Source organism: Caulobacter hibisci, from assembly GCF_016135805.1.
GTDB classification, from domain to species: Bacteria; Pseudomonadota; Alphaproteobacteria; order Caulobacterales; family Caulobacteraceae; genus Caulobacter; species Caulobacter hibisci.
In genome coordinates, this window is record NZ_JADWOX010000005.1 from 165305 (window position 1) to 192234 (window position 26930).

Annotated in this window: 22 protein-coding genes; 12 read left to right on the forward strand and 10 right to left on the reverse strand. The window is 68.9% G+C overall.

Features of this window, described 5'->3' with window-relative positions; translation table 11 throughout:
• Positions 1 to 121 precede the first annotated feature (121 nt).
• The 3 genes from I4Q42_RS09745 (at position 122) to I4Q42_RS09755 (ending at position 2528) form a co-directional block, all read left to right on the forward strand.
• Positions 122 to 742: a TetR/AcrR family transcriptional regulator gene (locus tag I4Q42_RS09745; protein ID WP_198575868.1), complete on the forward strand. Its 621-nt coding sequence runs from the start codon at positions 122 to 124 to the stop codon at positions 740 to 742.
• A gap of 105 nt (positions 743 to 847) precedes the next feature.
• A complete protein-coding gene (locus tag I4Q42_RS09750; protein WP_198575869.1) occupies positions 848 to 1363 on the forward strand; it encodes a hypothetical protein in 516 nt (171 codons plus the stop codon).
• A 55-nt stretch (positions 1364 to 1418) separates the two neighbouring features.
• Positions 1419 to 2528 (forward strand): lysozyme inhibitor LprI family protein, encoded by a 1110-nt coding sequence (locus tag I4Q42_RS09755; RefSeq protein ID WP_198575870.1) that lies wholly within the window; start codon positions 1419 to 1421, stop codon positions 2526 to 2528.
• Between the two features lie 7 nt (positions 2529 to 2535).
• On the opposite strand, the gene pdxH is transcribed toward I4Q42_RS09755, so the two are convergent.
• Complete coding sequence (gene pdxH / locus I4Q42_RS09760; RefSeq protein ID WP_198575871.1) at positions 2536 to 3204, reverse strand: pyridoxamine 5'-phosphate oxidase; 669 nt, start codon at positions 3202 to 3204, stop codon at positions 2536 to 2538.
• A 34-nt stretch (positions 3205 to 3238) separates the two neighbouring features.
• Here pdxH and I4Q42_RS09765 point away from each other — a divergent pair, with 34 nt between their 5' ends.
• From I4Q42_RS09765 to I4Q42_RS09795, 7 genes are all read left to right on the forward strand, one after another.
• Positions 3239 to 3616, forward strand: a complete 378-nt coding sequence (locus tag I4Q42_RS09765) for a hypothetical protein (protein WP_198575872.1) — start codon at positions 3239 to 3241, stop codon at positions 3614 to 3616.
• Positions 3617 to 3669: 53 nt separating this feature from the next.
• On the forward strand, positions 3670 to 4377 hold the full coding sequence (locus I4Q42_RS09770; RefSeq protein WP_198575873.1) for a DnaJ domain-containing protein: 708 nt from the start codon (positions 3670 to 3672) through the stop codon (positions 4375 to 4377).
• An 85-nt stretch (positions 4378 to 4462) separates the two neighbouring features.
• A complete protein-coding gene (locus I4Q42_RS09775; RefSeq protein WP_198575874.1) occupies positions 4463 to 4735 on the forward strand; it encodes a hypothetical protein in 273 nt (90 codons plus the stop codon).
• 89 nt (positions 4736 to 4824) lie between these two features.
• A complete protein-coding gene (locus I4Q42_RS09780) occupies positions 4825 to 5241 on the forward strand; it encodes an organic hydroperoxide resistance protein (RefSeq protein ID WP_198575875.1) in 417 nt (138 codons plus the stop codon).
• Complete coding sequence (locus tag I4Q42_RS09785) at positions 5238 to 5687, forward strand: MarR family winged helix-turn-helix transcriptional regulator (protein ID WP_198575876.1); 450 nt, start codon at positions 5238 to 5240, stop codon at positions 5685 to 5687. The genes I4Q42_RS09780 and I4Q42_RS09785 overlap by 4 nt, the downstream gene beginning before the upstream one ends.
• Before the next feature lie 232 nt (positions 5688 to 5919).
• The gene (locus tag I4Q42_RS09790; protein WP_198575877.1) at positions 5920 to 7560 is read left to right on the forward strand and encodes an NAD(P)/FAD-dependent oxidoreductase; all 1641 of its coding nucleotides are present in this window, start codon (positions 5920 to 5922) and stop codon (positions 7558 to 7560) included.
• Positions 7561 to 7885: 325 nt separating this feature from the next.
• The gene (locus tag I4Q42_RS09795) at positions 7886 to 9433 is read left to right on the forward strand and encodes an ATP-binding protein (RefSeq protein WP_198575878.1); all 1548 of its coding nucleotides are present in this window, start codon (positions 7886 to 7888) and stop codon (positions 9431 to 9433) included.
• Between the two features lie 235 nt (positions 9434 to 9668).
• Here the strand turns inward: I4Q42_RS09795 and ahpF are convergent, their stop codons facing one another.
• From ahpF to I4Q42_RS09820, 5 genes are all read right to left on the reverse strand, one after another.
• Entirely contained in the window at positions 9669 to 11249 is a 1581-nt protein-coding gene (gene ahpF, locus I4Q42_RS09800) for an alkyl hydroperoxide reductase subunit F (RefSeq protein ID WP_198575879.1), read from the reverse strand.
• 143 nt (positions 11250 to 11392) lie between these two features.
• The gene (gene ahpC / locus I4Q42_RS09805; protein ID WP_198575880.1) at positions 11393 to 11956 is read right to left on the reverse strand and encodes an alkyl hydroperoxide reductase subunit C; all 564 of its coding nucleotides are present in this window, start codon (positions 11954 to 11956) and stop codon (positions 11393 to 11395) included.
• Positions 11957 to 12057: 101 nt separating this feature from the next.
• On the reverse strand, positions 12058 to 12237 hold the full coding sequence (locus I4Q42_RS09810; RefSeq protein WP_198575881.1) for a hypothetical protein: 180 nt from the start codon (positions 12235 to 12237) through the stop codon (positions 12058 to 12060).
• Between the two features lie 283 nt (positions 12238 to 12520).
• Complete coding sequence (locus tag I4Q42_RS09815) at positions 12521 to 14458, reverse strand: sialate O-acetylesterase (protein WP_332873054.1); 1938 nt, start codon at positions 14456 to 14458, stop codon at positions 12521 to 12523.
• Positions 14459 to 14613: 155 nt separating this feature from the next.
• A complete protein-coding gene (locus I4Q42_RS09820; protein WP_198575882.1) occupies positions 14614 to 17067 on the reverse strand; it encodes a glycoside hydrolase family 3 protein in 2454 nt (817 codons plus the stop codon).
• A gap of 137 nt (positions 17068 to 17204) precedes the next feature.
• Here I4Q42_RS09820 and I4Q42_RS09825 point away from each other — a divergent pair, with 137 nt between their 5' ends.
• The gene (locus I4Q42_RS09825; RefSeq protein WP_198575883.1) at positions 17205 to 19172 is read left to right on the forward strand and encodes a glycoside hydrolase family 97 protein; all 1968 of its coding nucleotides are present in this window, start codon (positions 17205 to 17207) and stop codon (positions 19170 to 19172) included.
• A gap of 14 nt (positions 19173 to 19186) precedes the next feature.
• Positions 19187 to 20800, forward strand: coding sequence for an alpha-L-fucosidase (locus tag I4Q42_RS09830; RefSeq protein WP_198575884.1), 1614 nt, complete (start codon positions 19187 to 19189; stop codon positions 20798 to 20800).
• Positions 20801 to 20988: 188 nt separating this feature from the next.
• On the opposite strand, the gene I4Q42_RS09835 is transcribed toward I4Q42_RS09830, so the two are convergent.
• From I4Q42_RS09835 to I4Q42_RS09850, 4 genes are all read right to left on the reverse strand, one after another.
• On the reverse strand, positions 20989 to 23259 hold the full coding sequence (locus I4Q42_RS09835) for a TonB-dependent receptor (RefSeq protein ID WP_198575974.1): 2271 nt from the start codon (positions 23257 to 23259) through the stop codon (positions 20989 to 20991).
• A 167-nt stretch (positions 23260 to 23426) separates the two neighbouring features.
• Entirely contained in the window at positions 23427 to 24461 is a 1035-nt protein-coding gene (locus I4Q42_RS09840; protein ID WP_332873055.1) for a DUF3667 domain-containing protein, read from the reverse strand.
• A 266-nt stretch (positions 24462 to 24727) separates the two neighbouring features.
• On the reverse strand, positions 24728 to 25438 hold the full coding sequence (gene hutC, locus I4Q42_RS09845) for a histidine utilization repressor (protein ID WP_198575885.1): 711 nt from the start codon (positions 25436 to 25438) through the stop codon (positions 24728 to 24730).
• On the reverse strand, positions 25435 to 26835 hold the full coding sequence (locus I4Q42_RS09850) for a formimidoylglutamate deiminase (RefSeq protein ID WP_408611065.1): 1401 nt from the start codon (positions 26833 to 26835) through the stop codon (positions 25435 to 25437). Before I4Q42_RS09850 ends, hutC begins: the two co-directional genes overlap by 4 nt.
• Between the last annotated feature and the right edge of the window lie 95 nt (positions 26836 to 26930).

Sequence of the window (26930 nt, forward strand, 5' to 3'; positions counted from 1 at the left end):
CATTCGACGGCGCCGGGGGCGTCCCATAGCGCAAACTTCGGTGTAAGTCGCCGCCGACGCTTGCATGGTCTACTTAGACGATAGTAGCGTTTGAAAATCACAGTCTGATGTTGAGGCCCCCATGCTGATCGGCTCTGGCCTGAAGCGCTCCGAGCACAAGAAGGCCGAGATCCTGGCGGCGGCGCGGGAAATCTTCCTCAAGGAGGGCTATGCCGACTCCGGCATGGAGTCGGTGGCTCGCGCGGCGGGGGTCTCGACGGCCACCCTCTATGCCTACTTCCCCAGCAAGGCCGAGCTGTTCCGCACCGTGGTGCTGGACAGCGTGCGCAGCATGGCCGAGCCGGTGCGCGAAAGCACCAAGGCGGTCGGCGACGCCCGCGCGCGGCTGGTCGCCCTGTCGCGCGCCTATGCCGAGTTCTTCGCCACCCCGGAAACGCGGGCGATGTTCCGGATGGTGACGGCCGAGCGGCGGCGCTTCGAGGGCGTGGCCGACCACTTCCTGGGCGCGGCGCGGGAGTCGCTGGGCGGGGCGACGATCCAGGTGGTCAAGGAACTGAGCGCTTCCGGCGACCTCAGGGTCGACAAGCCCTCGTGGGCGGCCGGCCAGCTGATGGGCATGCTCGACCACGCCACCCTGGTGCTGGGCCTGTCGGCCGGCGACGAGGTGCAGGCCGACCGACCCGTGGCCCAGATCGCCGAGGACGCGGTCGAGACCTTCCTGGCGCGATACGGTACGCGATAGCGCCTCGAAATAAAGCGAGAGCGTGGCGTCGGTACAACTTAAGGGTCGGCGCGTGGTGCTAGTCTCCGGTTCGTCGATCCCGGCAATTCCCACCGCAGGACGCCCATGCGCCGCCTCCTCGTCACCACCCTGCTCGCCCCTCCCCTGCTCGCCATGGCGGGCCTGGCCTCGAGCCTCGTACCGGCCGCCGCCGGCGCCGACGAAGCCCTGTTCGCGCGCCGCGAGGCCGGCGCGCACGACGCGCGCTACGGCACCGCCATCGCCCGGGCCTACGACGCCCTGGACGCCGGACGGGCCGACCAGGCGCTGAAGGATTTGCGGGCCGCCGACCGCCTGCCTCTGCATGAGGCGGCCAACTACGCCCTGCTGCCGCAGATCGCCTATCTGCAGGCGCGCGCGGGCCAGGTCGCCCAGGCGCGCGAGACGACGAAACTGGCCCGGTTGGCCGTGGCGCTGGAGGATGGTTCGGCCCGCTGCGTCGACACCGACCTCCAGGCCCAGGGCTATGACGCCGAGACGCGCCGCGACGCCGCCGCGCGCTATTGCAACGCCTTCGGCGGTCCGAAACCCGACGACCTCTATCGCCGCAAGCTGGCCGGCGTCGAGGCGCGGCTACGTTGAGGCTCGACGAACCGCCACGGTCGGCGCAGCTTGCGGGCTAGGCCGTGGGAACAACATGTACAGAACGTCGAAGGCCGTGCTCTTGGCCGTACTCTGGGCCGGGCTGTGCGGGTTCGCCGGCCAGAACGGCTATTTCGGCGAGCCGGACGGCCGCAACCCTGGCGATCCGCAATTCGCCAAGAGCCAGGCCCTGTGCCGGGCCGTGCGCGACCGCGCCCCGCCGCCGCGGGACGTTCCCGACGCGGCGACCGCGCAAGCCTTGAAGGGCTGCTCGTCCGAGGCGCTGTACTACGGGATCGGCATGGCCGCCGATCCCGCCAAGGCCCGCCAGTGCGCGATCCTGGAAATGAAGAACGGCGAAGACCCGTACGAGCCCTTCGCCGGCGCCGGCATGCTGATGACCATCTACGCCAACGGCCGGGGCGCGAAGAAGGACCTGGACCTAGCGGTGCACATGGCCTGCGCCACCTGGGGCGCGCCGGTCGACAGCGACAACCTGGTGCTGGCGCTGGACGCTCGTCGCCGGGACGGGCCCGCGACAGAGCCGTTCGACTACTGCGCCGACGTCGTGCTCGGGGCCTCGAACGTTTCCGGACCTTTCTGCCTGGCGCACGAGGCCCGGCAGGCCGAGCCGGTGCGCGCCGCGAAGCTGGCGGCGCTGACGCGGGGCTTCTCGCCGACGGCCCGTCAGGCCTATGAGGCGCTGAACACGGCCGAGGCGCGGTTCGTCGAGGTCCGCCAGGCCAACGAGTCGCCGCCGGGCGCCATGAACCGCGGCGTTCCGCTGCGGATCTCCGAAGACGCCCGCGACTTCCATGTGGAGCAGTTGGAGCAGCTGTCGGGCTCGGCCCGCGTCACGGGCGCCGGCGAGCATCGGGACTACGACCGGTCGCTCAACGCGGTGTACCGCGTCGCCATGGGCGAACTGCCGGCCCGGCAGGAGGCTCAAGCCGGCGACATCACCCGCGACGGCGTGCGCGAGACCGAGCGGGCCTGGATCGCCTATCGCGACGCCTGGCTGGCCTTTGCCCCGATCGCCTGGCCCAAGGCCTCGACCGAGGCGCTGGCCGCGCGGCTGACGCGCGATCGCGTCGGCCAGCTGGCCTGCATCCTGGCCGACCACGACATCGACCCGAACTACGCCGAGCGCTGCTCGGGGTATTGAAGCGCGCTTACGGGAACAGCCGCTTGGTCGTCCAGGCGCCGTCGACGCGGTCGTAGACCAGGCGCTCGTGCAGGCGGAACGGGCGGTCGCGCCAGAACTCGATGACCTGGGGGACGATGCGGAAGCCCGACCAGTGCGGCGGGCGCGGCACCTTGCCGATCAGGCCGTGCTTGAGGCCCATCTCGGCCACGCGGCGCTCCAGCGCCAGGCGGTCGGGCAGCGGTCGCGACTGGTCGCTGGCCCAGGCGCCCAGCTGGCTGTGGCGGGCGCGGCTGGCGAAATAGGCGTCGGCCTCGGCTTCCGAGACCGGCTCGACAAGCCCGCGCACCCGCACCTGGCGGCGCAGCGACTTCCAGTGGAACAGCAGGGCGGCCTTGGGATTGGCGGCCAGCTCCACGCCCTTGGCGCTTTGCAGGTTGGTGTAGAAGACGAACCCTCTGGCATCGACCTCCTTCAGCAGCACCATCCGCGAGTCCGGCATGCCCTCGGCGTCGACCGTCGAAACGGTCATGGCGTTGGGGTCGCTCGGCTCGGACTTGCCGGCCTCGGCCAGCCATTCGCCGAACAGGTGGATCGGGTCGCCCTCCGGCAGCAGCGGCGGCGGGGTGGCGTTGGTCACCTGGGAGACGTAGTCGTCCTCGCTGGGCGAGGCGGGGATCAGCGGCGCATCGGTCATGGCAGGGATATAGGCCCGCGCGCGGCCGGGGGCCATGCTTGACCGACGGCTGCTCGCGCCTCAGTTTCGCGCCATGACCCTCGCCGCCCGCGCCCGCCTGTCCTGGATTCCGTTCTTCCTGTGGGTGGCGTTCAGCGTCTTCTGGCTGATCGACCGGCTGCGGACCAAGCCGCCCGAGGGGCCGTTCGAGTGGGCGATCAGCCTGGTGATCTATGGCGGCGCCTTCGCGGCCGGCCTCTATGGGACGGTGCGCGGCGTCCGGCACTGGGCGCGGCGGGCCCGGACCGAAGGCCCCGACCTCGACCTGCCGATGACCTGGCACAAGCGCAGCGGCTCGTGGGCGGTGATCGCCATGGCCGCCGCCATGATCCTGATCTTCGGCGGGCTGTCGCTGATCGCCGCACGAACCTGATCGAAAGTCTTAACTTAACCCGGCGTTGACCAAGTCCGCGCGAGGGTCGCGGGATGACCGCCGCCTCGGCCCCTTCCCTGTCCCTCTCCGCCGCTCGCGCCATACTGGGCGTCGCGCCCGGCGCCGACGAGCGCGAGCTGCGCGCGGCCTATCGTGAAGCCGCCAAGCGGGCCCATCCGGACCGTCCGGGCGGCGATGCGGCCCTGTTCCGCGACGTGCTGACCGCCTATCGCCTGCTGCAGGGCGTCGAGCCGCCGACGGGCCTGGGCTTTCCGCCCACCCCCGTGCCGACGCCGGCCATGCCCAGCCAGGCCCAGCTCGAGATCGACGCGGCCTTCGCCTTTTCCGGCGGCGCGCTGGAAGCCGAGATCGCCGGCCGCCGCCTGCGCCTGACCCTGCCCGCCGGCCTGCGCCACGGCGACACCGTGCGCGTCGGCGAGACCCTGCTGATCGTGCGGATCAAGGCCGATCCGGCCGCCCTCGTCCGCGCCAACGACCTGTGGCTGACCGTCCGCGTCGACGCCAAGGTCCTGGCCGAAGGCGGCCGCGTCGAGCTCGACACCGCCATCGGCCCGCGCACCGTCTGGATCTCGACCAAGGCCGCCGAGCGAGGCCTGGTGCGCCTGAACGGCCAGGGCCTGCCGGCCCGCGCCGCCCATCCGGCCGGCGACCTCTTCCTGCGCCTGGAACGCGACGGCGCCGTCCACGAAAGCGCCGCCCGCTCGCAACTGAAGCGCTTCGCCGCCGCCTGGGCGGCCTGAAGTCCAGCCGACTTCACAACTTGGCTTGACCTCCCGGAGGGCGCGAGGCTGAGCTGGAGCCTGGCCTACACAGCCGGGACAAAACATGCTCACGGTTTCCTCGCGCGGCCTGCGGATCGTGGTCTGGTGGGCTGTCTGCATGGCCGCCGCCGCGAGCCCGGGCTGGTATCTGCTCGCCGCGCCGTCCGCTCTGTCCGTGAAGGCGTTCGCCACCCTGGCGGCCATCACGCTGGCCCTGGCGGCGCTGCTGTTGCGGCCCGGCTTCCTGGCGATCGTGAGCGGCCTTTTCTCAGCCGTCGTCGGCGCAATCGCCCTGCTGTGGACCGCCGCCTACATCGTCACGCACCATTTCTCGTGAGGCCCGAGAAAAACCGATGGCCTTGCCCTTGCATTTATATCGTACGCGATTAAATCGTAATCACTAATTCAATCGCAGGAGCGAACCCCATGAGCACTCTCTATCAAACCCGCGCCACGGCCACCGGCGGTCGCGAAGGCGGCGTCCGTAGCGACGACGGCCTGCTGGACGTGCGCCTGGCCATGCCCAAGGCCCTGGGCGGCAAGGAAGACGGCACCAATCCCGAGCAGCTGTTCGCGGCCGGCTACGCCGCCTGCTTCCAGAGCGCCCTCGCCTTCGTGGCCCGCCAGCAGAAGATCCCGCTGACCGGTTCGACCGTCACCGGCGTTGTCGGCCTGGCGGCGCAGGAGGTCGGCTTCAAGCTGGAAGTGGCGCTGGAGATCGAGACGCAAGGGCTTTCGCAGGAAGCGGCCGAAGCCCTGGTTGCCACGGCGCACCAGGTCTGCCCCTATTCCAACGCCACTCGCGGCAATATCGACGTCGCCCTCAGCGTAAAGGCCGCATGAGTTCGGAACCGGACATCTCCAAGCATGACGCGGTCGAGGTCTTGCGCCTCGACCGCCAGCTCTGCTTCGCGCTGTACAGCGCCGCCAACCGGGTGACGCGGCTCTACCGGCCGCTGCTCGACGCGCTGGGCATCACCTATCCGCAGTACCTGGCCCTGCTGGTGCTGTGGGAGAAGAGCCCGCGCACGGTCGGCGAGGTGGGCGAGGCGCTGGACCTGGAGTCCAGCACCCTCACCCCCCTGCTCAAGCGCCTGGAGACCGCCGGCCTGATCGCCCGCGGCCGCGACCCGCAGGACGAGCGGCGGGTGATCGTCTCGCTGACCCCGGCGGGCGAGGCGATGCGCGACAAGGCGCTGGAGGTGGCGGAGCAGTTCTTCTGCAAGCTGGACACCCCGCTGCCCGAGCTGATCGAGCTGCGCGAGCGGCTGAAGCGGTTGGCGGTTTAGGGCGAGGGCCTCTCCGTTCCCGCCAACCCTTTACTCCCGTCATTCCCGCCCTTGTAGCGGGAAACCCTGGTTCCGCTTTCGCGGGAGGGGCAAGCGGATCGCTGGCGATCCGCCCCATCCGTCCTTGCGGCTGACAGAGGGGTTCCCGCCACAAGGGCGGGAATGACGGGAGATAGGGGATGGCTGCCCTGCCCCATGGCGCGGACGCGCCCAACCCGCTAAACCCGCGCCCATGCTGCGTCTTTCCGAACTGAAGCTGCCCCTGGACCATGCGCCGGAGGCCATGGCCCCGGCCATTTGCGCGCGCCTGGGGATCGATCCGGCAGAGCTGCTGGACGTCAGGCTGTGGCGGCGCGCCCACGATGCGCGGAAGAAGTCGGCGATCCTGATGATCTACACGGTCGACGTCGCCCTGCGCGACGAGGCCGCCGTGCTGGCGCGCTTCGCCGCCGACCACCAGGTGCGGCCGACGCCCGACACCGACTACCGCTTCCCCGTCCGTGCGCCGGAGGGCTTCGATGGTCCGCGTCCGGTGGTGATCGGGGCCGGCCCCTGCGGCCTGTTCGCCGGGCTGATCCTGGCCCAGATGGGCTTCAAGCCGATCATCCTCGACCGCGGCAAGGTGGTGCGCGAGCGCACCAAGGACACCTGGGCCCTGTGGCGCAAGAGCGAGCTGAACCCGGAGTCCAACGTCCAGTTCGGCGAAGGCGGCGCGGGCACCTTCTCGGACGGCAAGCTCTACAGCCAGATCAAGGATCCGCGCTTCCTGGGCCGCAAGGTGCTGGAGGAGTTCGTCGCCGCCGGCGCGCCCGAGGAGATCCTGACCGAGGCCCACCCGCACATCGGCACCTTCCGCCTGGTGCACATGGTCGAGAACATCCGCGCCCTGATCGAGGGCCTGGGCGGCGAATACCGATGGCAGCACCGGGTCGAGGACTTCGAGATCGAGACCGCCGAGGACGGCGGCCGCAGGCTGAAGGGCCTGCGCCTGTCGACCGGCGAGACGCTGGAGACCGAGCACGTGGTGCTGGCCGTCGGCCACAGCGCCCGCGACACCTTCGAGGTGCTGCACGAGCGCGGCGTCCATATCGAGGCCAAGCCGTTCTCGATCGGGGTGCGGATCGAGCATCCGCAGTCGTGGATGGACAAGGCCCGGTTCGGGGCCTGCGCCGGCCATCCGGACCTGGGTGCGGCCGACTACAGCCTGTCGCACCACTGTTCGAACGGTCGCACGGTCTACAGCTTCTGCATGTGCCCGGGCGGCACGGTGGTGGCGGCGACCTCGGAGCCGAACCGGGTCGTGACCAACGGCATGAGCCAGTATTCGCGCAACGAGCGCAACGCCAACTCCGGCTTCGTGGTGGCCATCGATCCCGAGCGCGACTATCCGGGCCATCCGCTGGCCGGGATCGAATTCCAGCGCAAATGGGAGAGCCTGGCCTTCACCGCCGGCGGCGGCGACTATCGCGCCCCGGCCCAGAAGGTCGGCGACTTCCTGGCTGGCCGTCCGTCGCAAGAACTCGGCGTGGTCGAGCCTTCCTACAAGCCCGGGATCCGAATGACCGACCTGGCGGAATGCCTGCCGCCGTTCGTGCTGGAGGCCATGCGCGAGGCCCTGCCCGTCTTCGGCCGCCAGATCGCCGGCTACGACCATCCCGACGTGCTGATGACCGGGGTCGAGACCCGCACCTCCTCGCCGATCCGCATCACCCGCGGCAAGGACGGTCAGAGCCTCAACACCGCCGGCCTGTTCCCGGCCGGCGAAGGCGCGGGCTATGCCGGGGGCATCCTCTCGGCGGGCGTCGACGGCATCAAGATCGCCGAGGCGGTGGCCGAGGCCTATGCGGCGCGCGGGTGGGCGACGGAGGTTTAAGCCGCTTCCCTTCTCCCGTCATTCCCGCCCTTGTGGCGGGAAACCCTCTATCAGCCGCAAGGGCCGAAGGGGCGGCATGCTCCGCATGCCGCTATCGCTTCACTTGCGGGCGGAACCAGGGGTTCCCGCCACAAGGGCGGGAATGACGGGAGGAAAAGAAAGCGCACCACGCACTCGAATACCGGTGCTCTCGACAATACTCGCGCAGCGCGAATTCTAGTCCACTCCCGTCAATCGCGACCAAATAACGCGAAATCATCGATATTGGAATTTAACCTCGATGCGCTAGGCTGAAGTCTAGTCGGCGTTTTCGGGGATTTCGATCATGGCTCAGGCCGCCGCTCGCGAAGCCTTGCTCGTCGACGCCAGCTCGTTCTTCGAGGTGTCGCTCGACCTGCTGATCATTCGCGACATCGAAGGCACGGTGCTGAAGGCCAGCCGGTCGTGGCACACCAAGCTGGGCCACCGTCCCGAGGACATGGAGGGCAAGCCGCTGCTGCGGCTGGTGCATCCCGAGGACATGCCGGGCACGCAGGACAGCGTCGTCGAGGTCGAGACCCGCAGGGACGGCGATCCCGTCGTCGGCTTCATCAACCGCTATCGCCACAAGGACGGCCACTACCGCACCCTGGAATGGCGAGCCCAGCGGGCGGGCGACCGGATCTACGGCGTGGCGCGCGACGTCACCGACCGGGTCGCGGCCGAGCGCCAGCTGATCGAGGCCAAGGCCGCGGCCGAAGCGGCCAACCGCGCCAAGAGCGACTTCCTGGCCAATATCAGCCACGAGATCCGCACGCCGCTGAACGGCGTCATCGGCATCATCGACGCCCTGTCGCGCACCCCGCTCAGCCCCGAACAAGCAGAGATGGTCGGGCTGGTGCGCGACTCCGGCGCGACGCTGGAGCGGCTGGTGTCGGACTTCCTGGACGTGTCGAAGATCGAGGCCGGCCAGCTGCAGCTGGAGAACCGCTCGTTCAACCTCGAACAGGCCCTGCGGCCCGGCGTCGAGGTCATGCGCCGCCGGGCGCAGGAGAAGGGGCTGACCTTCACCATCGAGCGTCCGGCGATCACCGGCGGCCGGCACCTGGGCGACGGCCTGCGGCTGAGCCAGGTGATCGGCAACCTGCTGTCCAACGCCATCAAGTTCACCGACCAGGGCGGGATCGCCCTGCGCATCGCCTCGGAGGAGGTCGCCGGCCAGACGCGCCTGAGCTTCGCGATCGAGGACACCGGCATCGGCTTCGACGCCGACCAGGCCGCGGGGCTGTTCAGCCGCTTCAGCCAGGCCGACGAGTCGATCAGCCGCCGCTTCGGCGGGACGGGCCTGGGATTGTCGATCTGCCGCTCGCTGGTCGAGATGATGGGCGGCGAGATCTCGGCGACGTCGCAGCCCGGCGTCGGCAGCCGCTTCGTCGTCACCCTGAGCCTGCCGCGCCTGCAGGATCCCGTCGAGGTCGGCGCCGCGCCCGCTCCGCCTGAGCCGGCGCCCCTGCCCGACCGCCCCCTGCGCGTGCTGCTGGTCGAGGATCATCCGACCAACCAGCGCGTGGCCCAACTGATCCTGGCCACCCAGGGCGCCGAGGTGTCGACCGTCAACGACGGCCTTGAGGCCCTCGCCGCTTTCGCCGAGAGCGCCTTCGACATCGTGCTGATGGACATGCAGATGCCGCGCATGGACGGCCTGACCGCCACCCGCGCCATCCGCGCCCTCGAGGCCGAGCGCGGCGCGGTCCGCACGCCGATCGTCATGCTCAGCGCCAACGCCTTCACCCAGCACCGCGACGAGGCCCTGGCCGCCGGCGCCGACCTGCACGTGGCCAAGCCGATCACGGCGGCCAACCTGCTGGAAGGCATCCAGGCGGCGGTGGGGTGAGCTTAAGGTCCCTCTCTCTGAGAGAGAGGGCGGGGCCCGCCGCGAAGCGGTGGGTGAGAGGTTACAGACTGTCCGAACGGAGCAACGCCGGGACGTCGGCGGTCGCGAACCTGAGAGCTTGAAGCCTTTCCTACGCAGCTAGCGGAGACTTTCCGGCAAGGGTGAAACCTCTCACCCTCCCACGCCTTTGGCGCGGGCCCCTCCCTCTCTCAAAGAGAGAGGGAGAAAATACCGATCAGGCCGCTTCGGCCTGTTCGGCGGGAAGGCGGATCAGGTAGTCGAAGGCCGACAGCGAGGCCTTGGCGCCCTCGCCCATGGCGATGATGATCTGCTTGTACGGCGTGGTGGTCGCGTCGCCGGCCGCGAACACGCCCGGCATCGAGGTCTCGCCGCGATAGTCGACCTCGATCTCGCCGCGATTGCTCAGGGCGACGTTCGAGTCCTTCAGCCACTCGGTGTTGGGCACCAGGCCGATCTGCACGAACACGCCTTCCAGGTCGACGCGGTGAGCCGTGTCGTGGTTGCGGTCCTTGTAGGACAGGCCGCTGACCTTGGCGCCGTCGCCGTGGATCTCGGTGGTCATCGCCGAGGTGACGATAGTGACGTTGGGCAGGCTGGCGAGCTTGCGCTGCAGCACCGCATCGGCGCGCAACTGGCTATCGTACTCGATCAGGGTGACGTGGGCGACGATGCCGGCCAGGTCGATGGCCGCCTCGACGCCGCTGTTGCCGCCGCCGATCACCGCCACGCGCTTGCCCTTGAAAAGCGGGCCGTCGCAGTGCGGGCAATAGGCCACGCCCTTGTTCTTGTACTCGGCCTCGCCGGGCACGTTGACGTTCCGCCAACGGGCGCCGGTGGACAGGATCACGGTGCGCGACTTCAGGCTGGCGCCGTTCTCGAGCTTGACCTCGATCAGGCCGCCCGGGGTCTTCGGCGCGACCAGGCCGACGGCCTTCTGCAGGTTCATCACGTCGACGTCGTACTGCTTGACGTGCTGTTCCAGCGCCGTGGCCAACTTGGGGCCTTCGGTGTGCTGGACCGAGATGAAGTTCTCGATGGCCATGGTGTCGAGCACCTGGCCGCCGAAGCGCTCGGCGGCGACACCGGTGCGGATGCCCTTACGGGCGGCGTAGACGGCCGCGGCCGCGCCGGCGGGACCGCCGCCGATGACCAGCACCTCGAAGGCGTCCTTGGTCTTGATCTTCTCGGCGGCGCGGGCTTCGGCGCCGGTGTCGAGCTTGGCCAGGATCTGCTCGACCTCCATGCGGCCCTGGCCGAACGGCTGGCCGTTCAGCAGGATGGTCGGCACGGCCATGACCTGGCGCTGCTCGACTTCCGCCTGGAACAGCGCGCCGTCGATGGCGACGTGGCGGATGCGCGGGTTCAGGGCGCTCATGGTGTTCAGCGCCTGCACCACGTCGGGGCAGTTCTGGCAGGACTGCGAGAAATAGGTCTCGAAGCTGTAGTCGCCGTCCAGGCCCTTGATGCGCTCGATCACCTCGGCGTCGAGACGCGGCGGGTGGCCGCCGACGTGCAGCAGGGCCAGCACCAGCGAGGTGAACTCGTGGCCCAGCGGCAGACCGGCGAAGCGCACATCGGCGTCGCCAGCGGCGCGGGTGATGGCGAAGGACGGCTTGCGGGCGTCGTCGCCGGCCAGGTTCAGGCTGACCTTGTCGGACGTCGCGGCGACGTCTTCCAGCAGGGCCAGTATGTCCTTCGAACCCTTGTCGTCGCCGAGGGAGGCGACCAGTTCGATCGGCTGGCGCAGGTTCTGCAGGTAGGTGGTCAACTGGGTCTTCAGACCGGCGTCCAGCATGGCGCGCTCCCAAAAGGCTAGGGGGAGGAAAGGATAGGCGTTCGATTTTCGGGGGGAGGATCGAACGCGGCGAACGATCAAGAAGTTGCGCCGCCGCCCCAGAGGGGAGAGAGGAGCGGCGGCGCGGGGTAGTCCGTTAGTCTTTAGATCTTGCCGACGAGGTCGAGCGAGGGGGCCAGGGTCTTTTCACCCTCTTCCCACTTGGCCGGGCAGACTTCGCCCGGGTGCGAAGCCACGTACTGGGCGGCCTTGATCTTGCGCAGCAGCTCGATGGCGTTGCGGCCGATGCCTTCGGCGGTGGTCTCGGTGAACTGGATCACGCCTTCCGGGTCGATCAGGAAGGTGCCGCGATCGGCCAGGCCCACGCCTTCGCGCATGACTTCGAAGTTGTTGGTGATCGTGCCCGAGGGGTCGCCGACCATGTGGTACTTGATCTTGCCGATGGCCGGCGAGCTGTCGTGCCAGGCCTTGTGCGAGAAGTGGGTGTCGGTCGACACGGCGTAGATCTCGACGCCCAGGCGGGTGAAGACGTCGTAGTTGTCGGCCAGGTCTTCCAGCTCGGTCGGGCAGACGAAGGTGAAGTCGGCCGGGTAGAAGAAGACCACCGACCACTTGCCCTTCAGGTCGGCGTCGCTGACCGTGACGAACTTGCCGTCCTTGTACGATTGGGCGGTGAAGGGTTTGATCGTGGTGTTGATCAGCGACATGAGACGCTCCGTTGGAAAGGATGCGTCGTAGGTATCGCGCCGCAGCAAATAGGTCCAATCGATAAAATCAGTTCCAAAGATAGATCCTGCCTATCTGGGTTTCACGACTCCTTGCGCTGAAGCTGAGCCATGGGAAGAGCTTGCGGGCCATAGGGTTCGGCGGGCGGCAGGCAGCGGACCAGGACCTGCGCGACCAGGCTCGGATCGGCGGTGATCGCCGGCGGTTCGCCAAACAGGACGCACCACAGATCGGCCAGTTCTTCGCAGGTGCGGTCGGTCACGCGGATTCCTCTGCCTGGAGAGGAAAAGCGTTATGGCGCAGGGGGTTGCTGGTTAACGAGCGGGGCTGGAGTGAAAATCCCTCTCTCATCGAGAGAGGGAGGGGCCCACGCCGAAGGCGTGGGAGGGTGATAAGTTACACTCTCTCAGGATAGGGCGTGGTCGTTCAGCCGCATTAGCCGAGCGCACAGGGTTTTCCGGCTAGCGGTGAAACCTCTCACCCTCCCACCGCTGCGCGGCGGGCCCCTCCCTCTCTCTAAGAGAGAGGGTCTTGGAGACCCTGCCCTATTTCACCACCAGTTCAAACGGCGTCGCTGGCAGCCGGTTCTGGCCGTAGAGGTTCAGCACCGGGCTGTCGGCCCAGGCGAAGCGGACCTTGACGGCGGCGTAGCCGGCCGGAACCGTGAGGCGGACCTTGGCGCCCTCCACCACCGCATCGACGAAGCGGCACGACTCGGGCGCGTCGCAGAGCTCGAAGCCGGCGGGGCGCGCCGATCCGTAGACCACCGCCGGCTGGTCCAGCGTCACGACGACGTCGTCGCCGTCGCGGACGGCCGAGACCGGCGCGGGTCCGGAGGGGTTCAGGGCCGTCTCGCCATAGGCCAGCTTGCGGGCAAGACCCGCCAGACGCAGGCCGACCTGCAGCTTGTCGGCCGGATGGATGTCGTAGGGCGAGCCGATGTCGACGGCCGAGGCCAGGCCCGTGGTCGGGTCGGCGGCGACGGTGCGGCGCTGGACGTCGCGCAGCTCGGCCCAGCGCGAGACGCCGGGCTTGTCGACCTGCGGGCCGAAGCTGGCCAGTTGCACCATCAGGAACGGCGCGTCGGGCGCGGCGAACGCCCGGCGCCAGTCGGCGATCAGGGCCGGCATCAGGCGGGCGTATTCCGGGGCCTCGGTGACGTTGGCCTCGCCCTGGTACCAGGCGAAGCCCTTGACGCCGTACGGCGCCAGCGGGGCGATCATGCCGTTGTGCAGGGTCGACAGGCCCGAGGCGCCGAGCCAAGGCGCATGCGGCGGCAGGCCGGTGTCGGACAGGTTGGTCGAGACCTTGTAGCGCCAGGACGCGCCCAGCGGCACGAACGCGCCGTCGGCCAGCTTCAGCCCCTTGTCCTTGGCCGGCCCCCAGGCGCCGCCGCCGCCGCCGGCGTCGATGGCGCGCACGGCCACGACATTGGCGCCGGCCTTCAGCACGCCGGCCGGAATGGCGTAGGCGCGCTTGGCGTCCCAGCCCTCCTGCGAGCCGACGGCGCGACCGTTGACGAAGGTGGTGTCGATGTCGTCGACCGGGCCAAGCACCAGCGTGGCCCCTTGAGCGGCCTGGGCCTTGGTCAGGGTGATGGTGGCGCGCAGCCAGATCGTGCCGTCGAAGGTTTCCAGGCCCGGATTGGTTTCCCAGAACTGCTCGGCCGGCATGGTCTTCCAGGCGCGGTCGTCGAAGTCGGGCTTGGCCCAGCCTGCGGCATGCGGCTCGGCCTTGGCGGCCCAGCGGTCGAGCATCGCGCCCCAGCGGGCCATGCCCTTGGCCGGATCCTGGGCGTAGTCGGCCAGCACCGACAGGCCCTCGTCGTAATTGCCGAGCGCCTTGAGGCCCGGGCCGCTGATCCAGTCCTGGATCACCGAGCCGCCCCAGGTGGCGTCGATCAGGCCGACCGGGACGCCGGTGGTCTTCTTGATCTCGCGGCCCATGAACCAGCAGGCGGCCGAGAAGTTGTTGGCGCTGTCGTAGCTCGACGTCTTCCAGGCGGCGTAGGCGGGCAACTTGTCGCTGGGATGCGGCAGGCTGGTGCGGCCGGTCTGCAGCAGGCGGATCTGCGGGTCGGTGGCGCTCGCGGCCTCGGCCTCGCCCTGCAGGGCGCGGCGCAGCGGATATTCCATGTTCGACTGGCCCGAGCACAGCCAGACGTCGCCGATCAGCAGGTCGGAGACGGTCTGGGTCTCGGACCCGGCCTTGACGGTCAGGGTCAGCGGGGCGGCGCTGGCGGCGCGGGCGGGAAGATGGGCGCTCCAGCGGCCCTGGGCGTCGGCGATCGCCGTCGCGCCCTGGCCGGAAAGGTCGATGGCGACGGCGGCGTTCGGGGCGGCGACGCCCCAGACGGCGATCGGCTTGTCGCGCTGGAGCACGGCGTGGTCGGTGAACACCGAGGCCAGCAGCGGCGCGGCGGCGGCGGGCGCGGCGAAAGCGAGGGCGGCGGCCCCGGCGAGCAGGTGACGGGTCAGGCGCACGCGTGGTCTCCGCTGCTTCAAGCTTACAATTCGCCCTCCCCCTCGGAGGCCATCGCCCGCTTCATGCGGGCGACCCAAGCTGAATCGGCAGGCTCGGCTTGGGTCGCCCGGACAAGCCGGGCGATGACTTCCTTGTTGGGGGCGGAGGCGGCTGGCTAGTCCGCCTTGGCCGGGCAGGTGGTGCCGGTCGGGTCGGTGGTCAGCTTCACGCCGCTGATCGAGACCGTCAGTGTCCCGGCCGTGGCCAGCGAGAACGGCGCCTCGACCTTGGTGACGTCCGTGCCAGCGGCCTGGAAGCACTTCAGCGGCACCTTCAGGCTGGTCCACTCGCCGGCCTTGGCGCCCGACAGCACCGAGGTGACGTCGAGCTTGCCGGCGCCGATGCCCAGGGTGGTCTTGGCCGAAGGCGCGGCGTCGACGCGGTAGGCGATCTGCAGGGCGATCTCGGCGTTGGTCTGGAAGGTCAGGTCGAAGGCCTTGTCGGCGGCGATCTCAGCCGCGGCAGGCACGCCGCCGGCGAAGGTCAGCTGGCGGCCGGCCTCCTGCACGTTGCCGGCGTCGATCGGCTTGATGTGCACCGAGGTGGTCGGCAGCAGGCGGAACTCGAACGGCGCCGGAGTCTTGCCGCCGACGAAGTAGTTGCTGTCGTTGGCCGCGATGGCGGTGACGCCCGAGACTTCCGACAGCTTGGCCACCTTGCCGGGCTTGGCGTAGCTGAGGCCGTAGCCATAGACGAACAGCGGCGCGTAACCCTTGTCGCCCTTGTTCAGCGAGAACTGCGCGGCGGTCTTGGGCCAGCTGAACGACAGCTTGCCGTTGAAGTCGCGGCGCGGCTTGCCGGCGCCGTCGCCCACCAGGACGTCGGCGATCCCGCCGCCTTCCGAGCCGGGCAGCCAGGCGGCGACGAAGGCGTCCGAGGCGTTGATCTCGGGGTTCACCCACAGCGGGCGGCCCGACAGGAACACCGCCACCACCGGCACGCCGGCGGCCTTCAGCTTCTTGAGCAGGGCCAGGTCGGTCTTGTCGCCCTGCTGGTACTCGAGCGACTTCAGGTCGCCCACGCCCTCGGCGTAGGGCTGCTCGCCGAACACCACGACGGCGACGTCAGGCTTGTCCTTGAAGCTGCCGTCGACGCTGAGCGTCGCGCTGCCGCCCGAGGCCTCGACCGCCTCCTTGAAGCCCGAATAGATCGACTGGGCGTTGGGGAAGTCGCTGTTCTTATTGTCGGTGCCCTGCCACGACAGGGTCCAGCCGCCCGACTGCTGGCCGATGTCGTCGGCGCCCGAGCCGGCCACCAGCACCTTGGCCGAGGCCTTCAGCGGCAGCACGCCGTTGTTCTTCAGCAGCACCAGCGACTTGGCCACGGCTTCACGGGCGACGGCGCGGTGGGCGGCGTTGCCGACCACGTTCTCGCGGCCTTCCCACGGACGGTCGCTGCGGAACAGGCCCAGCTTGGCCTTCACCCGCAGGATGCGGCGCACGGCGTCGTCGATGCGGGCCATCGGCACCTCGCCCGACTTGGCCTGGGCCAGCAGGTTGTCATAAAGGCCCTTCCAGCTGTCGGGGGCCATGTACATGTCCAGGCCCGCATTGGCGGCCTGGGCGCAGTTGGTCGGCGTGCAGCCCTCGACCTGGCCGTGGCCGTTCCAGTCGCCGACGATGAAGCCGTCAAAGCCCATCTTGCCCTTCAGCACGTCGGTCAGCAGCGACTTGTTGCCGTGCATCTTCTGGCCGTTCCAGCTGTTGAACGAGGCCATGATGGTCATGGTCCCGGCGTTGATGGCCGGGACGTAGCCCTGGGCGTGCAGCCGGATCAGCTCCTGTTCGGAGACCTCGGTATTGCCCTGGTCCTTGCCGTTGGTGGTGCCGCCGTCGCCGAGGAAGTGCTTGGCGCTGGCCGCCACGTGGCCCTTCTGCAGGGCCTGGCCCTCGCTGACGGCGCCTTGCAGGCCCAGGATCATCTCGCGGGCGTAGAGGCGGACGAGTTCCGGATCTTCCGAATAGCCCTCGAAGGCGCGGCCCCAGCGGTCGTCGCGCGGCACGGTCAAGGTCGGGCCGAAGGCCCAGTCGAAGCCTGACACCGCTGTCTCCTGGCCGGTGGCGGCGCCGATCTTGCGGATCAGTTCAGGGTCGTGGGCGGCGCCCAGGCCGATGTTGTGCGGGAAGAGCGTGGCGCCGACGACGTTGTTGTTGCCGTGCACGGCGTCGATGCCGAACATCAGCGGGATGTTGGTCCCGCCACGCTGGGCGGCCGCGTCGCGGAACGCCTTGACGGTGTCGACCCAGGGGCCGACCGGCGAGCGGTCGGGCGCGCCCAGCGGCGGCGAGCTGCCGCCGGCCAGGATCGAGCCCAGCGGATAGGTCTTGAGGTCGTCGGCCTTGATCGAGGCCGTGTCGGCCTGGATCATCTGGCCGATCTTCTCCTCGAGGGTCATCTTGGCCATCAGGCCGTCGACGAAGGCCTCGGTGGCCGGATCGACCAGGCCCTGACTCTTGGCCGCGGGCCACAGGGCCGGATGGGCGGTGCTCTTGGGTCCGTCGGCGGCGAAGGCCGGCATCGACAGGAGGGTGGTGGCCATCAGGGCGATGGTCAGGGTCTTGGTGTTCATTTCCCCCGCTCTTCCTTGCGCAATCGGCGGTCTGAAAGCCGCCTGAATGTTACCGGTATCGAAAGCTCGACGTCGATCCATACACGGTCTAATTAATACGACAAACACTGAGACAACGAATTTTGGGGAGATGATGCATGGGGGCCATTCGGAACGCACTGCTGGCGGGCGCTGGTTTGACAGCGCTGTATGGATCGCAAGCCTACGCCGAAACCCGCACCCTTTCCTCTCCCGACGGCGCTGTCTCGGTGCAAGTCTCCGACGAGTCGGGACAGGCGCGCTACGCCGTCAGCTACAAGGGCAAGGCCCTGATCTCGCCGTCGGGCCTGGGGCTGGAGCTCTCGAAGGGCGGCCGCTTCTCCTACGGCGTGAAGATCGTCGGCGCGGAAGCGGGCTCGGGCGAGGACGTCTACGACCTGCCGGCCGCCAAGGTCAGCCACGTTGCCCAGAAGCGCAACGAACTGGCCGTCGACTTCCAGGAAGAGAGCGGCCGCCGCTTGCGGGTCGTGTTCCGCGCCTACGACCAGGGCGTGGCCTTCCGCTACGTGTTGCCCGAGCAGCCGGCGACGGCGGCGACCAACGTCAATGACGAGGTCACCAGCTTCGACTTCCCGAAGGACTACGGCTGCTGGGGCCTGAATCTCGGCAAGTTCGGGTCGAGCCACGAGGGCGAGTTCGACGCCGTCCAGGCCTCGAAGTTCCGAGAGCACAATCTGTTCGACGCCCCGGTGGTCTGCCAGGGCGACAACGCCGCCTTCGCCATCGCCGAGGCCGACCTCAAGGACTGGGCGGGGATGTACCTGCGCGGCAAGGGCGACGGGCGGCTGGGTCTGGGCGTGAAGCTGTCGCCGCGCCTGGACGATCCGAGCACCGCCGTCCGCACGCGCCTCGGGGCCGACGTCGTCTCGCCCTGGCGGGTGATCATGATCGCGCCCAAGGCCGGCCAGCTGGTCGAGAACACCCTGCTGACCACGCTGAGCGCGCCGTCAGTGGTCGCCGACACCAGCTGGATCAAGCCGGGCAAGGCCGCCTGGGACTGGTGGAACGGCCCCTCGCTGAAGGCCGTGCCCAACGCCGGCATGAACCCCGAGACCATCAAGGGCTATATCGACTTCGCCGCCAAGACCGGCCTGGAATACATGCTGATCGACGAAGGCTGGAACGTCGGGGCCGGCGGCGCCTCGGTCGTGCGGCCGGGGGCGGACGTCACCCGTCCCAAGCCCGAACTCGACCTGCCGGGCCTCATCGCCTACGGCCAGGACAAGAAGGTCGGCATCTGGCTGTGGCTGAACTGGAAGTCCCTCGACGCCCAGATGGACGAGGCCCTGGCCCTCTACGAGCAGTGGGGGATCAAGGGCATCAAGGTCGACTTCATGGACCGTGACGACCAGCAGATGGTCGACTTCTACCACCGCCTGCTCAAGCGCGCGGCCGAGCACCACCTGATGGTCGACCTGCACGGCGCCTATCACCCGACGGGCCTGATCCGCACCTATCCGCACTACCTGACCCAGGAAGGCGTGCTGGGGGCCGAGTACAACAAGTGGAGCGTGCGGATCACCGCCAGCCACAACGTCAACCTCGCCTACACCCGCCTGCTGCTGGGGCCGATGGACTACACGCCCGGCGGCTTCCGCAATGTGACCCCCGACAAGTTCGAGCCGCGCGACAAGCTGCCCTTCGTGCAGACCACGCGCGGCCAGGCCCTGGGCATGTTCGTGGTGTTCGACAGCCCGTTCGCCATCGTCGCCGACAGCCCCGACACCTATGCCGAAAGCCCCGAGGGCCTCGACTTCGCCGCCGCCGTGCCGACCACCTGGGACGAGGTGCGGTTCGTGACCGGCGAGATCGGCCAGTCGATCGTCGTGGCCCGCCGCAAGGGCTCGGAATGGTGGGTCGGCGCGCTCAACAACGAGACCGCGCGGACGGTGAAGGTGCCGCTCGATTTCCTGGGCAAGGGATCGTGGAAGGCCGACGTCCGCGAGGACGGAGCGACGCCCACCAGCCTCAAGGGTTCGAATCCCTCTCTCACCGCCACATCGACCCTGAGCCTGAAGCTCGCCGCCAGCGGCGGCGCGGCCGTGCGCCTGACGCCGGTCCAGTAACGGATAAGCTTGCCATGCCCTTCACCCGCCGCGCCCTGCTGGGCGCGACCGCCGGCCTCGCCGCCTCGCCCGCCCTGGCCGCCCCTCGCGGACCGTTTAAGGCCAGCTGGGAGTCGCTGGCGGCCGGCTACAAGACGCCCGACTGGTTCCGCGACGCCAAGCTCGGCATCTGGTCGCACTGGGGGCCGCAGTGCGTGCCCGAATACGGCGACTGGTACGGCCGGCAGATGTACCAGCAGGGCAACCCCTTCTACGAACACCACGTGAAGACCTACGGGCACCCGACCCAGTTTGGCTTCATGGAGTTCATCCCGCGCTGGAAGGCCGAGGCCTGGGATCCCGAGGCCCTGATGAAGACCTACGTCGCCGCCGGGGCGAAGGTCTTCATGTCGATGGCCAACCACCACGACAATCTCGACATGTTCGACAGCCGCCACCATGCCTGGAACACCACGCGGGTTGGCCCGGGGCGCGACATCGTCGGGACCTGGGAGAAGGTCGCCCGCCGTCACGGCCTGAAGTTCGCCGTCTCCAACCACGCCGCCCACGCCTGGCACTGGTGGCAAACGGCCTATGGCTACGACGCCGAGGGCCCGCTGAAGGGCCAGCGCTACGACGCCTTCCGCCTGACCAAGGCCGACGGCAAGGGCAAGTGGTGGCAGGGCCTGGACCCGCAGCAGCTCTATACCGGCCGCAACATGGTGATCCCCGACGGGATCAATTCCATCGCCGAGGCCAACGCCTGGCACGACAAGCACGACGGCGAGTGGCTGGAGACCCCGCCGCCCAACAACCCCGCCTTCGTGCGCAACTGGCTGCTGCGCCAGAACGACCTCGTCGACCGCTACAAGCCCGACATGGTCTATTTCGACAACTACGCCCTGCCGCTGGGCCAGGCGGGGCTGGAAGCCACCGCGCACTTCTACAACAACGCCGTGCGCCAGACCGGCCGCACCGACGTGGTGGTGACCGGCAAGAAGCTCAACGCCTTCCAGCGCAAGGCGATCGTCGAGGACGTGGAGCGCGGCTTCTCCGACCGGCTGCGCGACGAGCCCTGGCAGACCGACACCTGCATCGGCAACTGGCACTACGACCGCGGGCTCTATGAGCGCAACGGCTACAAGACGGCCAAGGACGTGATCCAGCGGCTGACCGACGTAGTCAGCAAGAACGGCACGCTCATGTTGTCGATCCCCCAGCGCGGCGACGGCTCGATCGACGACAAGGAAGCCAAGGTCCTGGCCGACATGGCCGGCTGGATCGCCGTCAACGGCGAGGCGATCTATTCCACGCGGCCGTGGAAGATCTACGGCGAGGGTCCGACGCGCCTGGTCGAGGGCATGCAGAACGAGGGCGACGCCAAGCCCTTCCAGGCCAGCGACATCCGCTTCACCACCAAGGCCGGCGCGCTCTACGCCCTGCCGCTGGTCGAGCCTGGTCGGGAGATGGTGATCGAGAGCCTGGCGGTCGGCGCGCCGCATGCCGGCGGCGAGGTGCGGCGCGTGTCGCTGCTGGGCGGGCAGCCCCTGCCCTTCACCCGGGACGGCAAGGGCTTGAAGGTGGTGCTGCCGGAGCGCCGGCCGGCGTTTACGCCGGTGGTGAAGATCGAAGGGCCGGGGTTGGTTTAACTAAATCCCTCTCCCCTTGCGGGAGAGGGTGGCCCCCGCGAAGGCGGGGGTCGGGTGAGGGGTCGCACGAACGAAAACGCTGCGAAAGCCGATCAGCTTTCGCGGCGTCTTGCATTTGAGAGACCCCTCATCCGTCGGCTTTCGCCGACACCTTCTCCCGCAAGGGGAGAAGGAAGACGAGCATCAGCTTATCGCAGCTTGGCGCTGACCGAGATGCCGACGATGCGGGGCTCGTTGAAGACCGAGGCCATGTAGTTCTCGATCACGCCCTTGAGGTTCTTCTCGTTGGTGATGTTGCGGCCGAACAGGGCCACCTCATAGGCGCCGCCCGGAGCCGAGTAGCCCAGCTTCACGCCGCCCTCGAAGTTGCCGTCGGAGTAGAACTCCTTGGTCTTGTAGAGGACGTAGTTGGTGTAGCCCTGCTGGTTCCAGTCGGTGGCGGCGAACAGCACGCCGCCATTGGCCAGCGGCACGTCGTAACGGGCCGTGAAGTCGATGTTGTACTCCGGCGCGTTCGGCAGCGGCTGGCCGTCGATCTGGGCGTAGACGTTCGAACCGATCTGGATGGTCGGGTTCTGCACGGTGCAGACGACCACGCCGTTCAGGGCGCAGACCTGGGCGTAGACGCGCTTGTCCTTGATCTCGCTGTGCAGCAGCGAGAGGCCGGCGGTCAGGGTCAGGTTGGCGATCGGCTTCCACTGGGCTTCGGCTTCCATGCCGTAGGCCTCGGCCTGGTCGGCGTTGAACAGCACGCCGTTGCCGTTGCTGTCGTTGCCGTTCAGCTGGATGTCTTCGACCTTGTAGGTGAAGGCCGTGGCGTTCAGGCGCAGGGTGTTGTCCAGCAGCTGGCTCTTGAAGCCGGCTTCCCACGACAGGATCGTTTCCGAATTGGCCGTGGTGAAATCGCTGTTGAACACCGCCGAGCGGCCCTGGATGGTCGGGCCGCGGAAGCCGCGGGCGACGCGGGCGTAGACGCTGACGTCGTCGCTGACCTTGTAGAGCGCCGACAGGTCCCAGCTGGGCTGGCTGTCGGACAGCTTCACGTAGCGGCGGCCGGTATAGGTGACGACGCCGGCGGCGGTGTCGGCCGACTTCAGCAGGCGGGTCTTCTTGGTGTCGTCGGTCTGACGCAGGCCGCCGGTGACCGTCAGCTTGTCGGTGACGTCATAGCTGACCTGGCCGAACACGGCCCACGAGGTGTTGACGTTCGACAGCGACACCCAGTTGTTCGGGTTGGTGCGGACGAAGAAGGCGCGCTGGTAGAAGTTGGTGATGTCGCGGCTGTCGAAATAGTAGCCCCCGACCTGCCACTTCAGCGGACCGTCGGTGTCGCTGGCCAGGCGGATTTCCTGGGTGACCTGATCAAGGTCCTTCACCACGCCCTGCGATTGGCCAAAGCCGTTGGGCACGCCGCCGACCGGATAGTTGGCGGCCGCGCCGCCGTCGGTGTCGCCACGGCTGTAGCCGTCGGTGGTCTCGTAGGCGCTGATCGAGGTCAGCTTCACGCCGCCGAAGTCGTAGTCGATCTTCAGCGAGGTCCCGGCGGTGTCATAGGCCTGCGGGTTGTTGACGGCCTCGTCGAAGGCGACCTTGTCGCGCTCGGCGTACTGGGTGCTGTTGGAGCCCTTCTTCAGGCCGGCGCGGTGGAAGAGGGTCGAGGTGCCCTCGTACTGGCGCAGATGGGCCGAGGCCAGGACCGACAGGTTCTCGGTCGGGGTGGCCAGGATTTGCAGACGGATGTCGCGCTCGTCGAAGCCGCCCATGGCGTCGCTCTGCGGCGTCTTGGTGCCGTCGGCGCTGGTCCCGGCGAAGGTGTTGTCCACCCAGTCGTCGCGGTGCTGGTAGAGGGCCGAGACGCGGAAGGCCAGCTTGTCGGCCACGATCGGGCCGCCGATGCCGCCGTCGAAGGTGGTGGTGCCGTAGCTGCCGTACGAGGCCTGGGCCCGGCCCTGCAGGGTCTGGGTCGGCTTGATGGTGTCGAACTTGATGATGCCGGCGGTGGTGTTGCGGCCGAACAGCGAGCCTTGCGGGCCGCGCAGCACTTCCACCTGCTGGACGTCGAACACGGGGTTCGACTTCAGGACGACATGCTCGAGCACGACCTCGTCCTGGATGATCGACACCGGCTGGGAGGCGCCAAGGTAGAAGTCGATGTTGCCGAGGCCGCGGATGTAGAAGCGCGGGAAGATCCGGCCCGTGGTGGTCTCGGCATAGAGGCCGGGCACGCGGCCGGCCAGGGCCAGGATGTCGTCGCCGCCGGCCTGCATCGCGCGCAGGTCCTGGCCGCCGACCACGGCGACCGACAGCGGCGTATCCTGCAGGTTCACCGAGCGGCGCTCGGCGGTGACGATGATCTCTTCCAGGCTGGTGGAGTCAGCCGCTTCTTGGGCGTTGGCGGCGCCGGCGCAGGCCAGAGCGCCGAGCGCGCAGGTCAGCATAAGCGCCGACCGGCCGAACATGGATTTAGACACGTAGTAATCCCCTTATTACGCGGAAGTGCCTGCGGTTGTTTATTATTTCCGCATCACGTCGCTCGGGTATCAGCCGCGTGTAAAACTGTCATGACAGGCACGGACGGTAACCGGGGATAAAGTCCGCTCACGAACAATAAAGCGGCAGGCGGTCGTCAGATCTGCGACAACCCCAGCCACAGCAGGCCCAGCAGCAGGAAGACGAACGCCATCTGCGTGGTCACCCAGACGACGCCGGTCTTGAGCACCGCGCCGAAGATGTTGGAGCCATAGACGCCGCGCAGGGTCTGGAACAGGTTCACCGGCGCCCAGAGCAGCGCTGCCAGGACGCCGATCTCGCTCACCTGGCGCGGCAGGATCAGCACTACCGCCCACAGCAGGAAGATGAACGACAGGTAGTTCATCGAGACGATCAGGTGATCGTACATGAAGAACTTCCGCCGGTAGAAATAGCAGCCGGCCAGGGACAGGGCGAGGATCGGCAGCAGGAACACCGCCAGCCTGTGCCCCCAGCCGAAGACCACGGCCATGAAGTAACCGGGCGTGGCGACGGCCTTGTTCAACTGGGTGTTCAGCCATTCCGCCTTGGCCTTGTCGTTGGCCAGGACGTCCTTGCTGGGCCCCACGAACCGAAGCTTCGTGCCGTCCTTGCCGACCGTCAGGACGCCGTCCTCCTGAAGGTCCTTGGCGGCTTCGGCCGACGCCTGGCTGGCCGCGCCGCCGCCAGGCTTTGCGTGGGCGGCCTCGCCGTGAGCGGCAGGGGAAGCATGCTCGGCACGGTGCTGCGCATCGTGCACCGCCTTGTGGATCACCGTCTCGGCCGAGAGGATGAACAGCAGCAGCGAGACCAGGAACAGGCGGAACGGCGGCACGTGCCGGGCGCGCTTGCCGTCGAGATATTCGCGGCTCAGCCGTCCGGGCCGCACGAACAGCCACGGCACGGTGCGCCACAGCCGGCCGTCGAGGTGGAACATCCCCTCGATGGCCTCCCAGGTGACGTGCAGGATCGACTTGTGATGGTTCGAGGCTTCCTGGCCGCAGGCGTGGCAGAAATGGCCGACCAGCTCGGTCTCGCAGTTGTCGCACTTGGTCCCGGGCGGCGGAGCCGAATGGGTCGAGCGCCCGTCCGACCGGAAACGCGCCATCCAGCCGCCCAGCGCTCCGCCGGTGATCGCCTCGAGTTCCTTCACGCCAGCCCCCAACGCACGATTCCGTCGCCACTCGCATAACGATGTACGACAGCTTGCACGCGAGCGCACGTGGGGGAACGCGGGTACGGTTCAGACGCCCAGACGTTGGGCGCCCTTGCCCTCCATCAGCCCCCCAAAATGAAGTCATCGCCCGCTTCATGCGGGCGACCCAAGCTGAACTCGCCCCAGTCTGACAGGACGCTTGGGTCGCCCGGACAAGCCGGGCGATGACTTCTGAACGGGGCAAGGTGGAAAGGAGGGCGCGGCTAACGCGCCGGGCCGAAGCGAGCCACCAGGTCATAGGCCTCGCCGGGGAACAGCTGGCGCACGTGGGTGACGGGCTCGCCGGCCCGCCAGGTGCGGCGCTCAACGGCCAGCAGGGCCGTGCCGACGTCCAGGGCCAGGAGCTCGGCGACGGCGGCTTCCGCCCCCACGGCGCTGATCCGGCTTTCCGCTTCCGTCCACGGCACGTGATGCAGCAGCCAGGCGCCGGGCGGCTCGGCGGCGAAGTCGGCGGCGGCGGCCTCGGGCACGGCGGCCAGGCTGATCAGGCGGTCCTCCAGGGCGAAGGGCCGCCCGCCGGCCACGTGCAGGCCGCGCAGGGCGATGAGGTCGCCCTCCCCCGCCAGCTCGACCTCGTCGGCGTCATCCGGATCGGCGGCGCGGCGCGCGGCGGCCAGCAGCACGAAGGCGTAGGTCTCGCCGCGCGCGGTGATCTCGGCCTGGATGTCGGGGATGTCGAGGACGGTAGAATGCACCTTGGGCCGGGCCACGAACGAGCCGGCCCGTCGGCGGCGGACGATCAGGCCGGTGTCGGCCAAGGCTGACATCGCCTTGTTCACCGTCATCCGCGAGCAGCCGTACTGGGCCATCAGCTCGCTCTCGAACGGCACGCGATGACCCGGCGCCCAGGCGCCCGAGCGGATCAGGCCCTCGATCTCGTCGCGGATGCGCTGGTGCAGGGGGGCGGCGGTCAAGACAGCAGGGCCTTCAGGGTCTGGCGATAGCGTTCGGCGATGGCGTCGCGATGCCGGTGGCGGCCGCCAGAGACGACGGGACGACCAGCGCGCCAGACGCTGTCGATCGCCCCGTGGCGGCCGGCGAAGACCAGGCTGTCGATCAGGGCGTCGCCGCCGCGCCCGACGATGGCCGGGTGCTCGCGGTCGAGGGTGACGAAGTCGGCCGGCGCGCCCCGGCGCAGACCCGGCCGGCCCGCGCCCAGGGCCTGGGCCCCGCCCGCCACGGCCGCGCGCCACAGCTCGCCGCCGGTCGAGCGCTTGGGACCGCCGGCCAGCACGTTGCGAGCCCGGCGGGTCAGGCGCTGGGAATATTCCAGAAGCCGCAGTTCCTCGGCCGCGTCGATCAGCACGTTGCTGTCCGAGCCGATCCCGAAGGCGCCGCCGGCGGCCTGGAAGTCGTGGGCGGGAAAGACGCCGTCGCCCAGATTGGCCTCGGTGATCGGACAGAGGCCGGCGACCGCGCCGCTCTTGGCCAGGCGCTCGGTCTCCATGGCGTTCATGTGGGTGGCGTGGACCAGGCACCACGACTTGCCGACGTCGGCGTGGTTCATCAGCCAGCGCACCGGACGCTGGCCGGTGGCGGCCAGACAGTCGTCCACTTCCTTGGTCTGCTCGGCGATGTGGATGTGGATCGGACCGCCGGCGGCCAGGGGTGTGATGGCCGTCAGTTCCTCAGGCGTCACGGCGCGCAGGCTGTGGGGCGCGATCCCGACCACCGCCTCGGACAGGCCCGCGACGGCGGCGCGGCTGGCCTCCAGCAGGCGGGCGTAGCCGTCGACATCGGTGACGAAGCGCTTCTGGCCCTCGCCCGGCGCGGCGCCGCCGAAGCCCGAATGGGCGTAGAACACCGGCAGCAGGGTCAGGCCGATGCCGGTCTCTTCCGCCGCCGCGGCGATCCGCGCGCCCATCTCGGCGGGATCGTCGAAGGCCGCGCCGCCCCGGTCATGATGCAGGTAGTGGAACTCGCCGACGCGGGTGAAGCCGCTTTCCAGCATCTCGACCTGGCCCATGGCGGCGATGGCCTGCAGGGCGTCGGGATCGAGCCGCTCGACGAAGCGGTACATCAGCTCGCGCCAGGTCCAGAAGCTGTCGCCCTCCTCGCCGCGCGCCTCGGTCAGGCCGGCCATGGCCCGCTGAAAGGCGTGGCTGTGCAGGTTGGGCATGCCCGGCAGGGCGGCGCCCAGGCGGGGCTCGCTACCGGCGACGACGTCGGTGTCGATGCGGGCGATGCGGCCTTCCGACAGGGTCAGGCGCACGCCCTTGGCCCAGCCGTCGGCCAGCAGGGCGCTTTCGCACCAGACCACGACGTCGCGAGAAGCCTCGGGCGCAGGTGCGCTCGGGGCTTCGACGAGCACCTCCTCGGGCGCCGGTTCGGGGGCTTCAAGATTCTCGGCGTCGCTCACTGGACAATCCTCGTCGCTCGCGAATATGTCTATACATATTGAACCGG